This is a genomic window from Mesorhizobium sp. C089B, from assembly GCF_030323125.1.
In the GTDB taxonomy this organism is placed as follows: Bacteria; Pseudomonadota; Alphaproteobacteria; order Rhizobiales; family Rhizobiaceae; genus Mesorhizobium.
The window spans coordinates 5,149,182-5,161,288 of the sequence record NZ_CP100469.1 but is presented as its reverse complement, the minus strand read 5'-3'; the positions used below and the strand labels follow the sequence as shown (position 1 = coordinate 5,161,288).

The following is a 12,107-nucleotide window of genomic DNA, read 5'->3' as shown; positions in this document are numbered from 1 at the left end:
GGCCAAGGATTATAGCCGGGAAAGGACGAGCGCTAGGTCCCTCGCGGTTTGGCGCGGGCGGTGGCCGCAGCGAGCAGCGGATTTTCCGGCCAGACATGGCGGGGATAGCGGCCGCGCATGTCGGTGCGCACATCGGCCCAGGAGCCGCGCCAGAAGCCGGGCAGGTCGCGCGTCGTCTGGATCGGCCGGTGCGCCGGCGACAACAGCTCGAGCGTCAGCGGCACGGTGCCGTTGGCGATTGCTGGATGGCGGTCAAGGCCGAACAGCTCCTGCACGCGGATCGCCAGCACCGGCCATTCGCCGTCATAGCGGATCGGCACATCGCTGCCGGACGGCGCGTCGAAATGGGTCGGCGCCAGTGTGCCGATCTTGCGCTGCAAATCATGCGGCACCAGCGCCATCAGGCCCGACGACAGCGTGCCGGGATCGATGGCGGCGAAGGACGCCTTGCCCGACAGGAACGGCAGCAGCCAGTCGTCGAGGCGTTCGAGCAGGGCGGCTTCCGAAACATCGGGCCAAGGCGCGCCTAGGCCGCGATGCAGCCAGCCAAGCCGTTGGCGCAGCGTCTCGCCGTCCTTGCTCCATTCCAGCAGCGACAGGCCGTGCTCGCGCAAGGCATCCAGGATGGCGCGGTCGGCGTCTGTTCCAGTTGGTGCGGGCAGCATGCGCTCCGACAAAGTGATGGCGCCGAGCCTGGCGGTCTCGCGCACGCGCACCGCGCGCCGCTCGCGGTCGAAGCTTGTCTCGCGGCGCGTCTCGATCCTGTCGGCGAGAGCGGCACGGATGTCGGTCTCGTGGACCGCGGCCGCGGCGGTTATACGGGCGTTTTGCGCCTTGCCTTGCAGATCGGCGATGACCAGCCAGGTCTCGCCGGCCAGCGGATCGGCGGCATCGAGCATGGCGCCGGAGCCGTTGGCGAGCACGAAACGCCCGCGCTCGCCGCGCGCTCTGGCGACACGGTCCGGCCAGGCGTGGATGAGGAGAAGACCGGCAGAAGCGGCTTCGCTGCTCTTGGCGCCGCCCGCCTGCTTCGCCAATCGCCCGGCAAGCTGCCTTGCCGCAACGGCGCGCGGTGACTTTTCCGTGCGGAAGCGCATCAGGCGCCGTTCGAGGTCGGCGCCGTCGCCGCCAAGGCCACGCTCGGTGAGCAGGACGGCTAGCATCGCAGCTTCGAGCGCGTGGCCGCCGCCAGCGGCTTCAGCGACCATGTGTGCGAGCCGCACGGGCAGGGCCAGCTTGCGCATCGCGCCGCCCGCCTCCGTCAGCCGGCCAGCCGCATCGATGGCGTGCAGCGCCAGGAGCAGGGCCCGCGCCTCGTTGAGCGCGGGAATGGGCGGCGGATCGAGGAAGGACAGGCTTGCGGGATCGGCGACGCCGAAGGCGGCGCAATCGAGCAGTAGGCCGGACAGGTCGGCTTCCAGAATCTCGGGTGGGGTGAAGGCGGGAAGGGCCGCCGTCTGCTCGGCCCGCCACAGGCGGATGGCGACGCCTGGCTGTGTACGCCCGGCGCGGCCGGCGCGCTGGTCGGCGGACGCCCTGGAGACACGCACCGTCTCCAGCCGCGTCAGGCCGCTCGCCGGTTCGTATCGTGGCAGCCGCGACAGGCCGGAATCGATGACGACGCGCACGCCGTCGATGGTGATCGAGGTCTCGGCGATCGACGTCGCCAGCACCACCTTGCGGCGGCCGGGCGGCGCCGGTTTGATGGCGGCATCCTGCGCCCTGTTGTCGAGCTGGCCGTAGAGCGGCACGATGTCGGTGTCGGCGCCGAGCCGGCCCTGCAGCCGCTCGGCGGTGCGCTCGATCTCGCGCTGTCCCGGCAGGAAGGCGAGCACGCTGCCGCTCTCCTCGGCAAGGGTGGAGCGGATAGCCTTGGCCATGGCGTCTTCGACGGGAACGCCGGCCGGCCGTTCGTCGTAACGGATGTCGACGGGAAAGGCGCGGCCTTGACTTTCGATCACTGGCGCGCCGGACAGGAGTTTCGCGACGCGCGCGCCATCGAGCGTTGCCGACATCACCAGCAGCCGCAAATCCGGCCGCAGCGCGCCCTGCACGTCGAGCGCCAGCGCCAGGCCGAAATCGCCGTCGAGCGAGCGCTCGTGGAATTCGTCGAAAATCACCGCCGAGACGCCGGGCAGCTCGGGATCGTCTAGGATCATGCGCGCCAGGACGCCTTCGGTGACGACCAGGATTTTTGTCCGGGCCGATGTGCGGTTTTCCATGCGCATGGCATAGCCGACAGTGGCGCCGGGCTCTTCATCAAGCAATTCGGCCATGCGGCGGGCGGCGGCGCGGGCGGCGAGGCGGCGCGGTTCGAGCAGGACGATCTTGCCGGCGACCAGCCAGGGCGCATCGAGCAGCGCCAGCGGCACCAGCGTCGTCTTGCCGGCGCCGGGCGGCGCCACCAGGACGGCGCTGTTGCCGGAGCCGAGCGCCTCGCTCAGGGCCGGCAGCACGGCGGATACCGGAAGCTCCGGCAAGGATCTCGTCGTCATTGCGTCCGCATATCAGCGGTCACTATGGCCATGCAACCGGATCAAAGCCTCGTGCGCGCAAACGGGTTCCAGCGCACCGTGCCCAGCCGGACCTCCTCGCGCACCATGGTGAGCAGGCCAGACGCGCCAACGACGGCCAAGCCGACCAGCGATATCCAGTCCGGATACTCCTGGAAGAACAACGCGCCGAGGATCACCGCCCAGACGATCTGCGAATAATGCGTCGGCGCGATGCGGTTGGCCGGTGCGTATTTGGCGGCCAGCAGCTGCAGCAATTGGCCGCCGGCGGTAAAGGCGCCGCCCAGCACCAGCCACAGCAGCTGCATGGCGTTGGGGAGGGTGAACGATGTGGCGATGGTGCCGGCCCCGTTGAACAGCAGCCCGTAACCGATGAGCACGCCGAGCATGGTGGTGCGCTTTTCCTGCTGGGCGAGCGACCGCATCAGGATGACGCTGGCCGCGGCAAGGAAGGCCACCGTGAAGGCGGCAAGGTGTCCGAGATGCAACTCGCGAAAACCTGGCCTTACCACCAGCATGACACCTGCAAAGCCGGCAACCACCGCTAGCCAGCGCCATGGACCGACCTTTTCTTTCAGGATGACGGTCGAGAGAATGGTAACGCAAAGCGGCGCCAGGAAGATCAGTGCATAGGTCTCGGCCAGCGGAATGGTGGTGAAGGCGTAGACGCTGAGCACGCCCGAGGCGATGCCGGCCCAGGCGCGGGCCTGCACCGCCCATGGCCGCCCGGTGCGCCAGAAGTCGCGCCAGCGCTCATCGACTGGGCGGCTGAAAAACAGGAAGCAGCCGGCAAACAGCGTGATGAAGAAGCCGATCTCGAAGACGGTGAACTGTCCGCCAAGGCTCTTGATAACGGCATCGCTGCACGAATAGCTTGCATAGGCGATGAGGGCGAGCAGGATTCCGTTCGTCACGTTTTTCCATTTCCGGGGAGAGTGCAGTGAAGGTATTGGCGCTCGGCGCGCATCCCGACGACATCGAGATATTCATGTTCGGTACGCTGGCTGCCTATGCCACGCAAGGCGCAGAACTGACTTTTGCCGTGGCCACGGATGGCGCCAGGGCGGCATGGGCGACCCGAGCGTTTTGGCTCGTGTCCGCCGCGACGAGGCGGCGGCCGCTGCGGCGCTGCTCGGCGCAACCCTTCGCTTTCTCGACTTTCCCGACGGCGAACTGGTGGCTGATGCGGCACTGATCGCTTCGCTGAAAGCGCTGATACGCGAGACCGCGGCGGATCTGGTTATCACGCATGCCCCCAACGACTATCACGCCGACCATCGTGCTTTGTCGGACGGCGTGCGCATCGCGGCCTCGTTCGGCGTCCCCGTGCTGCATGCCGACACGATGGGCGGCACCGGCTTTGCGCCGACGCATTACGTCGACATTTCCGCCTACGGCGATATCAAGACGCAGGCGATCCGAGCGCACCAGTCGCAGTGGCCGGAGCAATATGTCGACAGAGCGCGCGTCCAGAATGAGTTTCGCGCCGGGCAATGCAACAGCATTCCCGGCTCCCTGGCCGAGGCCTTCCGATTCGAGCCGACATTTCCCTTCGCCGACATCCGCGCGCTGCTGCCGCCCGCGCCCCCCCTTCGGCCGGTGATGCCGCAGACGAAATTATAGGCGGCCCCGGCTAAGCAACTTCCGGGCGAGCCGTCCGGCAATCATTTCCCAACGATTTCAATCGCCGTTTCGCCATGTTGCGGCGCAGCGACGAATTCGCTTGCCTTGTTTAGTAAAAATTGCATCACTAAACAAATTACTAAACATCTGCGGCGCACCGCGCCGCCCTGGCAACGCATAGCGCGCCGTGTTTAGCCCCTCGGAGGAGCGAGGGTTGAGGGGTTCTTGAAACGGCCATCCGGGCGCGTTTCGCAAATGGGAGGAAGGCATGAAATCGAGCTTGAAACTGGCGTTGGGGCTGGCCTCGGCGATTACCGCGTCGACAGCCGTCTCGAACGCCGCGCACGCTGAAGACCTGACGCTTTGCTGGGCCGCCTGGGATCCGGCAAACGCGCTGGTCGAACTGTCCAAGGATTTTACCAAGGAAACCGGCATCGGCATGAAATTCGAATTCGTGCCGTGGACCAACTATGCCGACCGCTTCCTCAACGAGCTCAACTCGCACGGCAAACTGTGCGACCTGATCATCGGCGACAGCCAGTGGATCGGCGGCTCGGCCGAGAACGGCCACTACGTCAAGCTGAACGACTTCTTCGACAAGGAGAAGATCAGCATGGACGACTTCGTGCCGGCAACAGTCGTCGGCTATTCCGAATGGCCGAAGAACACGCCGAACTACTGGGCGCTGCCGGCCATGGGCGACGTCGTCGGCTGGACCTACCGCAAGGACTGGTTCTCCAAGCCGGAACTGCAGAAGGAATTCAAGGAAAAGTATGGTTGGGACCTCGGCCCACCGACCACCTTCGACCAGCTGAAGCAGGTCGCCGAGTTCTTCCAGAAGCGCGAGATCGACGGCAAGACCGTCTATGGCGCTTCGATCTACACCGAGCGTGGCTCGGAAGGCATCACCATGGGCGCCATGGACGTGCTCTACAGCTACGGCTTCCAGTATGAAAACCCCAAGAAGCCCTACGAGATGGAAGGCTTCGTCAATTCGCCAGACGCGGTCAAAGGCCTGGAGTTCTACAAGTCGCTCTACGATTGCTGCACGCCTCCGGGTGCCTCGAACAGCTATATGGGCGAAGGCGTCGACGCCTTCAAATCCGGTCAGGTGGCCATGCACATGAACTTCGCCTTCACCTGGCCCGGCCTGCAGAAGGACGAGAATGTCGGCGGCGACAAGATCGGCTACTTCGTCAATCCGAAGGGTCCCGGCGGCGCCCAGTTCGCGCAGCTTGGCGGCCAGGGCATTTCGGTGGTGTCCTATTCAGACAAGCAGGAATCGGCGCTGAAATACATCAAGTGGTTCGCCAACAAGGATGTGCAGGCCAAATGGTGGTCGCTCGGCGGCTATTCCTGCCTGAACGCGGTGGTCAAGGACCCGGCCTTCCCGTCCAGCCAGCCTTATGCGCAGACCTTCCTCGACTCGATGGCGATCGTGAAGGACTTCTGGGCCGAGCCGAGCTACGCACCGCTGCTGCAGGCGTCGCAGAAGCGCTTCCACGACTATGTCGTTGCCGGCCAGGGTTCGGCCAAGGACGCGCTTGACGGCCTGGTCAAGGACTGGACGCAAGTGTTCCAGGACGACGGCAAGATGTAACCGGACCAACGGCTCCTCCCGAGCCTGACCCCAGAGGCGGATGATTTTCAGGCCGAATCGACCAGAAATCATCCGCCTCGGGCTAAAAAGAGAGAGAGCATGATGTCGTCCGAAAACCGCTTCACACTTTTCGGCTTCATGCTCTTGGTCCCGTGCCGCCCTTGGCACGGGACGCAGTTCAGATAAATTCCAGTGTCGAGACTTGACGTGACCGAAGCAGGACTCACCATGCTCAATCGGACTGCGGAGAACGTTGCCCGGGCGACCCCGGAGCCGTTGGCCCGCAAGGTCCGGGGCATCAGCGACAAGGGCCTCGCCTGGCTGTTCATCTCGCCGACGATCCTGTTGCTCTTGGCCATCAACATCTTCCCGCTGTTCTGGGCGATCTACCTGTCCTTCACCAACTTCCGGGCGAACCGCCCGAACGAGGTGGTGAAGAACCTCGGCTTCGCCAATTACCAGCGCATCCTCGGCGACCAGGACATCTGGATCGCCATGCAGACGACGGCGCATTTCGTGTTCTGGACGATCCTGCTGCAGACGCTGATCGGTTTCACGCTGGCATGGCTGATCGACAGGAAGTTTCGCGGCCACGCCTTCTGGACGACCATCATCCTGGTGCCGATGATGCTGTCGCCGGCGGTGGTCGGCAATTTCTGGCGTTTCCTCTACGAGCCGCAGATCGGCCTGTTCGCCTACGCCATCTCGTTCGTCACCCGGATACCACCGACCGACATCCAGATGCTGTCCAACGTGTCGCTGGCGCCGTGGTCGATCATCATCGTCGACACCTGGATGTGGACGCCCTATGTCATGCTGATCTGTCTCGCCGGCCTGCGCTCCATCCCCGAATACATCTATGAAGCCGCCGAGGTCGACCGCGCGTCCAACTGGCGGCAGTTCTGGTCGATCACGCTGCCCATGGCGCTGCCCTTCATCATGCTGGCGGTGCTGTTTCGCGGCATCGAGAACTTCAAGATGTTCGACATGGTCAACCTGCTGACCGGTGGCGGGCCGGGCTCGACCACCGAGGTCGCCTCGATCACGCTGAAGCGGCAGGCCTTCGAGAGCTGGCGCACCGGATATTCCTCGGCCTTCGCCATCATCCTGTTCGTCGCGGTGTTTGGGCTGGCCAACATCTACGTCAAGGCGCTGAACAAGGTGAAGCAGAGATGAGCCTGACCACCGCCCACTCCGTCGTCGCCCCCTCGGCCAATTCGAAGCGGATCGCCGGCACGATCATCGTGCTCTACGCGCTGATCTCGATCGTGCCGCTGCTGTGGATCTTCGCCACCAGCTTCAAGACGCCGCCGGATTCGATCGCCTATCCGCCCAAGATTCTGTTCCAGCCGAGCATCGAGGGCTATTGCAACCTGTTCACGACGCGCACCAGGCAAACGCCCGACTACATCAACTCGCTCGGACCCGCGACCGGTTTCTGCGACGAGACCTCGCGCAAGCGCAACATGGTGATAGCCGGCCCGTCCAATTTCCTGCCGCGCTTCGTCAATTCGCTGATAATCGCCTTCGGCTCGACCTTCTGCGCGGTCTTCCTCGGCACGCTGTCTGCCTATGGTTTCTCGCGCTTCAAGGTGCCGCTGGCCGATGACCTTCTGTTCTTCATCCTGTCGACGCGCTTCATGCCGCCGATCGCGGTCGCGATTCCCATCTACCTGATGTACCGCGAGCTCGGCCTGTCCGACACCGCGCTGGGCATGATCCTGCTCTACACGGCGGTAAACGTGTCGCTGGCGGTGTGGCTGCTGAAAGGCTTCATCGACGAGATCCCGCGCGAGTATGAGGAAGCGGCGATGATTGACGGCTACACCAGGCTGCAGGCCTTCTGGCGCACCGTGCTGCCGCAAGCCACCACCGGCATCGCCGCGACCGCCATCTTCTGCCTGATCTTCGCCTGGAACGAATATGCCTTCGCGGCACTACTCACCTCCGGCACGGCGCAAACCGCACCGCCCTTCATCCCGACTATCATCGGCGAAGGCGGCCAGGACTGGCCGGCGGTGGCGGCCGGCACGACGATCTTCCTGGTGCCGATCCTGGTCTTCACCATCCTGCTTCGCAAACAATTGCTGCGCGGCATCACCTTCGGCGCGGTACGCAAATGATTGGTGTGTCAAGTCGACCCCCACTCCGTCGAGCTTCGCTCGACACCTCTCCCCGATCGACGGGGTAGAGGAAGGACGCGAACTTCATTCAGGCAGGCTGCCTTCCTCTCCCTCCGGAGGGGGAGAGGTGGCGCTGCGAAGCAGCGACGGAGTGGGGGAACCACCTGGCAACCGTCTCGCCCCGTTGCCGGGCAGAAGGAAGGCAGCTACGCATGACGCGCCCAGCCATCTCCAAAAAGTCATCCTGGCCTCGCTGGGCCCGGCGCGGCCTCATGGAAAACATTGCGACGGCGCTCATCGCCGTCGGCTTCCTGATGCTGTTCCAGCCTTTCGCGCTGGCGCTCTACACCTATTCCTTCATCACCATGCTCGCCGGCACGGTGATGTTCATCATCGTCTCGAAATTCCCGGAATAATCATGGCCGAAATCCGCGTCCAACATTTGAGAAAGGCCTTCGGCGATTTCGTCGCGGTGCAGGATTCCAGCTTTGTCGTCGAGGATGGCGAGTTCTTCGTGATGCTTGGTCCCTCGGGCTGCGGCAAGACGACGACGCTGCGCATGATCGCCGGCCTCGAATTGCCGACCGGGGGCCAGATCCTGCTCGGCGGCGAGGACGTCTCCATGCGCCGGGCGCGGGAACGCGACATAGCCTTTGTCTTCCAGCTGTTCGCGCTCTATCCGCATATGAATGTGCGCAAGAACATCGGCTTCCCGCTTCTCGCGCAAGGAATGCCGTCGGCCGAAATCCGCCAACGCGTCGACGAGACGGCCAAGCTTTTGCGCATCGACCACCTGCTCAACAAATCGGTCTCAGGGCTTGCCGGCGGCGACCGCCAGCGGGTCGCGCTCGGCCGTGCCATCGTGCGGCGGCCAAAGTGTTTTCTGATGGACGAGCCGCTCGGCACGCTCGACACCGAATTCCGCGATCTGATGGTGCATGAGCTGCGCGAGCTGCACAACCGCATCCACGCCACCACGGTCTATGTCACCCACGACCAGATGGAAGCAATGTCGATGGCCGACAAGATCGCGGTGATGAACCATGGCGTCATCGAACAGTTCGGCACTCCGCGCGAGATCTACGACCGCCCGGCAACCATGTTCGTCGCCGATTTCATTGGCTCGCCGCCAATGAACTTTCTCGGCTTTGGCGGCGGATTGGCGAAGGGGGCGAAGGAGATCGTAGTGCAAGGCGCCAAGGTGGCGGTGCCGGAAGTGCGCGAGGATATCGCGCCGGCCGACATGGCGCTCGGCATCCGCCCCGAGCACATTCGCTTCGACGACGCCTCAAAGCTGCGCGGCGCCATCTACGGCACCGAATATCTCGGCACGACGCAGATCGTGGCGGTGGAGACGGCGGACGGCATCATCAAGGCGCGGGTGCCGGCTGAAATCCGGCTGTCCACAGGCGATCATGTCGGCCTGATGTTGAACAGCGCGCGGCTGTCACTCTTCGACAAGGGATCGGGCCGCGCCGTGCGCACCGCTGTTCACGATACCGCCTCTCAAGGGAGAGCGCAGCATGGCTGACGTGCACATCAAGGGCGTGACCAAAAGCTTCGGCGACCATGTCGCCGTCGATGGCCTCGACCTTAACATCGCCGATGGCGAATTCGTCGTGCTGCTCGGCCCGACCGGCGCAGGCAAGACGACGACGCTGAGATTGATCGCCGGACTGGAGCGGCCGGATGGCGGCACGATCCATATTGGCGACCACGATGCGACGACGCTGTCGCCGGCCGAGCGCGACACCGCTTTCGTCTTCCAGCAATATTCGCTCTACCCGCATCTGTCAGTCTACGACAACCTCGCCTTCCCGCTGCGCTCGCCGGCGCGGAAAGTACCGGAGGACCAGATTCGCCGCCGCGTCGAAGAGGTGGCAAAGATGGTGCGCATCCACCACAAGCTCGCCAACCGCTCGACCAAGCTTTCGGGTGGCGAAATGCAGCGCGTCGCCATTGGGCGCGCGCTGGTGCGCAAGCCGTCGATCTATTTGATGGACGAGCCGCTGTCGTCGCTCGACGCCAAATTGCGCGCCGATCTCAGGCTCGAACTCAAGCGCATCCAAGCCGAGCTCGGCGCCACCATGCTCTATGTCACGCACGACCAGATCGAGGCGATGACCATGGCGGACCGCATCGGCATCCTCAACAATGGCGTGCTGGTGCAGATCGGCACGCCGCGCACCATCTATTCCGAGCCGGCAAACCTTCATGTCGCCGCACGGCTCGGCCAGCCGGCGATCAATCTGCTGCCAGCGGGACTGCTGCCTGATGGTGGGGCGCCGACCGGAACCAAGACCATCGGCGCGCGCACCGAGCATCTGTCGATCGAGAAGACCGCAAACGGCCATGCCGACGGCGTCGTCGACTGGGTCGAACATCTCGGGGACCAGAACCATCTGCATGTTACGGTCGGCCCGAAGAAACTGGTGACGCTCACCGACCCCGATACGGATCTGGCCGAGGGCGACAAAGTGGTGATCCGCTACCGCTCGCCACTTTATTTCGGCGCCGACGGACAAAGACTGATGTGAGGTTTTCGGTGTCTCGCCAAGGGCACGGCACCGGCTTCTGATTGACGAATACAGGACGAATTCGATGAAGCACTTTTTCAACCGCAGGGAAACGATCGTCACCGAGGCGCTGGACGGGCTGTTGCGGACTATCGGTTCCGGCGATCTCGCGCGCCTCGACGGTTACCCCGAGATCAAGGTCGTGCTGCGCGCCGACTGGGACAAGGCGAAAGTTGCCGTCGTCTCCGGTGGCGGCGCCGGACACGAACCGTCCCATGCCGGCTTTGTCGGCAAGGGCATGCTGACGGCGGCGGTTTCGGGCGAGATCTTTGCCTCGCCCAGCGTCGAGGCGGTGCTGGCGGCCATCCGCGCGGTGACCGGCCCCGCCGGCTGCCTGCTGATCGTCAAGAACTACACCGGCGACCGGCTCAATTTCGGCCTGGCGGCCGAGAAGGCGCGCGCCGAGGGGTTTCGCGTCGAGATGGCGATCGTTGCCGACGACATCGCCCTACCGGGTATCAACCAGCCGCGCGGCGTCGCCGGCACCTTGTTCGTGCACAAGATCGCCGGCCATTTGTCGGAGACCGGTCAGGACTTGGCAGCCGTTGCTACAGCCGCTCGCGCGGCGGCGAAGGACATCGTCTCGCTCGGCATGTCGCTGTCGTCCTGCTCGATCCCCGGCCAGCCACATGAAGAGCGGTTCGGCGAAAATGACGGCGAACTCGGCCTCGGCATCCATGGCGAGCCGGGCGTCGAGCGCATCGCGGTGCAAAGCGCCGACAGACTTGTGGCGATCATGGCGGAGCGGCTGGCCGCGCGGCTCGACCCGAACGCCAGCCACGCGTTGCTCATCAACAATCTCGGCTCGGTGCCGCCGCTTGAGATGTCGCTGGTCGCCAATGCCGTGCTGGCCTCGCCGCTGGCCAAGACCGTCAAACTTGCGATCGGCCCCGGACCGCTGATGACGGCGCTCAACATGAACGGCTTTTCGCTGTCGCTGATCAAGCTCGATGCGGCGCGCGAGGCAGCCTTGCTGGCGCCTGTCGGCCCACATGCCTGGATGCCGGCCAAAACCGTCGTCGCGCCGGCTATCGTGCCTATGGCGAAAGCGGCTGGAAACAGCGCAGCCCAAAAGGCCAGTCAGGGTCCCGGTACCAGGCGTTTGATCGTCACGGTCTGCGAACGGCTGATCGAGCTCGAAGAGACACTGAACGGGCTCGACGCCAAGGCGGGCGACGGCGATACCGGTTCGACGGTGGCGACCGGCGCGCGCAGCGTGCTGGAGAAGCTCGACACGCTTCCGCTTGCCGATCCCGCCGCCACGCTTGCGGCGGTGGGCGATGCTCTGGGCGTGGCCATGGGCGGCTCCTCAGGCGTGCTGCTGTCGATCTTCTTCACCGCGGCGGCGCAGGCTTCGAATACTGGTGCGACCCTGTCCAGGGCGCTGCTGGCCGGGCTTGACCGGATGACCTTCTACGGCGGCGCCAGGGTCGGCGACCGCACCATGGTCGATGCCCTTGAGCCGGCGCTGAAGGCGCTCGACGCCAAGGGGCTGGATGCCGCGGCGACCGCGGCGAGGCACGGCGCCGAGGCGACCGCGGCCATGGAGAAGGCGAAGGCCGGCCGCTCCGCCTATGTCGGCACCAAATTGCAAGGCGTGGCCGACCCTGGCGCCCATGCCGTGGCCGAAGTGTTCGCGGCCGCCGCCGCGCTGCATGCAGCGGCCTGACGG

General features: G+C 64.8%; 9 protein-coding genes and 1 pseudogene. 8 read left to right on the top strand and 2 right to left on the bottom strand.

The window, feature by feature from the left end:
• Positions 1-32: 32 nt before the first annotated feature.
• Both hrpB and NLY44_RS25455 read right to left on the bottom strand, forming a co-directional pair.
• A complete protein-coding gene (gene hrpB / locus NLY44_RS25460; protein ID WP_023806147.1) occupies positions 33-2,495 on the bottom strand; it encodes an ATP-dependent helicase HrpB in 2,463 nt (820 codons plus the stop codon).
• Between the two features lie 41 nt (positions 2,496-2,536).
• Positions 2,537-3,427, bottom strand: coding sequence for a DMT family transporter (locus tag NLY44_RS25455; protein WP_023694178.1), 891 nt, complete (start codon positions 3,425-3,427; stop codon positions 2,537-2,539).
• Between the two features lie 26 nt (positions 3,428-3,453).
• Here NLY44_RS25455 and NLY44_RS25450 point away from each other — a divergent pair.
• The 8 genes and pseudogenes from NLY44_RS25450 to NLY44_RS25415 all read left to right on the top strand — a co-directional run bounded on the left by NLY44_RS25450 (position 3,454) and on the right by NLY44_RS25415 (position 12,104).
• Positions 3,454-4,136, top strand: a pseudogene (locus tag NLY44_RS25450) (PIG-L deacetylase family protein).
• 268 nt (positions 4,137-4,404) lie between these two features.
• The gene (locus NLY44_RS25445) at positions 4,405-5,736 is read left to right on the top strand and encodes an ABC transporter substrate-binding protein (RefSeq protein ID WP_023684201.1); all 1,332 of its coding nucleotides are present in this window, start codon (positions 4,405-4,407) and stop codon (positions 5,734-5,736) included.
• 228 nt (positions 5,737-5,964) lie between these two features.
• Positions 5,965-6,912, top strand: coding sequence for a carbohydrate ABC transporter permease (locus tag NLY44_RS25440; protein WP_031198535.1), 948 nt, complete (start codon positions 5,965-5,967; stop codon positions 6,910-6,912).
• Entirely contained in the window at positions 6,909-7,859 is a 951-nt protein-coding gene (locus tag NLY44_RS25435; protein WP_023694180.1) for a carbohydrate ABC transporter permease, read from the top strand. The genes NLY44_RS25440 and NLY44_RS25435 overlap by 4 nt, the downstream gene beginning before the upstream one ends.
• A gap of 212 nt (positions 7,860-8,071) precedes the next feature.
• Positions 8,072-8,275 carry a hypothetical protein gene (locus NLY44_RS25430; protein WP_023694181.1) on the top strand — a complete coding sequence of 68 codons (204 nt, stop codon included), beginning with the start codon at positions 8,072-8,074 and terminating at the stop codon, positions 8,273-8,275.
• 2 nt (positions 8,276-8,277) lie between these two features.
• Positions 8,278-9,390 (top strand): ABC transporter ATP-binding protein, encoded by a 1,113-nt coding sequence (locus NLY44_RS25425; protein ID WP_023806150.1) that lies wholly within the window; start codon positions 8,278-8,280, stop codon positions 9,388-9,390.
• Complete coding sequence (locus NLY44_RS25420) at positions 9,383-10,396, top strand: ABC transporter ATP-binding protein (protein WP_023806151.1); 1,014 nt, start codon at positions 9,383-9,385, stop codon at positions 10,394-10,396. Before NLY44_RS25425 ends, NLY44_RS25420 begins: the two co-directional genes overlap by 8 nt.
• A 64-nt stretch (positions 10,397-10,460) precedes the next feature.
• Positions 10,461-12,104, top strand: a complete 1,644-nt coding sequence (locus NLY44_RS25415; RefSeq protein WP_023806152.1) for a dihydroxyacetone kinase subunit DhaK — start codon at positions 10,461-10,463, stop codon at positions 12,102-12,104.
• Positions 12,105-12,107: the final 3 nt, after the last annotated feature.

Excerpts from the sequence above, each read along its gene's own strand:
- hrpB (WP_023806147.1), bottom strand. The coding sequence starts at position 2,495 with ATGACGACGAGATCCTTGCCGGAGCTTCCGGTATCCGCCGTGCTGCCG.
- NLY44_RS25445 (WP_023684201.1), top strand. The coding sequence starts at position 4,405 with ATGAAATCGAGCTTGAAACTGGCGTTGGGGCTGGCCTCGGCGATTACC.
- NLY44_RS25440 (WP_031198535.1), top strand. The coding sequence starts at position 5,965 with ATGCTCAATCGGACTGCGGAGAACGTTGCCCGGGCGACCCCGGAGCCG.
- NLY44_RS25435 (WP_023694180.1), top strand. The coding sequence starts at position 6,909 with ATGAGCCTGACCACCGCCCACTCCGTCGTCGCCCCCTCGGCCAATTCG.
- NLY44_RS25430 (WP_023694181.1), top strand. The coding sequence starts at position 8,072 with ATGACGCGCCCAGCCATCTCCAAAAAGTCATCCTGGCCTCGCTGGGCC.
- NLY44_RS25425 (WP_023806150.1), top strand. The coding sequence starts at position 8,278 with ATGGCCGAAATCCGCGTCCAACATTTGAGAAAGGCCTTCGGCGATTTC.
- NLY44_RS25420 (WP_023806151.1), top strand. The coding sequence starts at position 9,383 with ATGGCTGACGTGCACATCAAGGGCGTGACCAAAAGCTTCGGCGACCAT.
- NLY44_RS25415 (WP_023806152.1), top strand. The coding sequence starts at position 10,461 with ATGAAGCACTTTTTCAACCGCAGGGAAACGATCGTCACCGAGGCGCTG.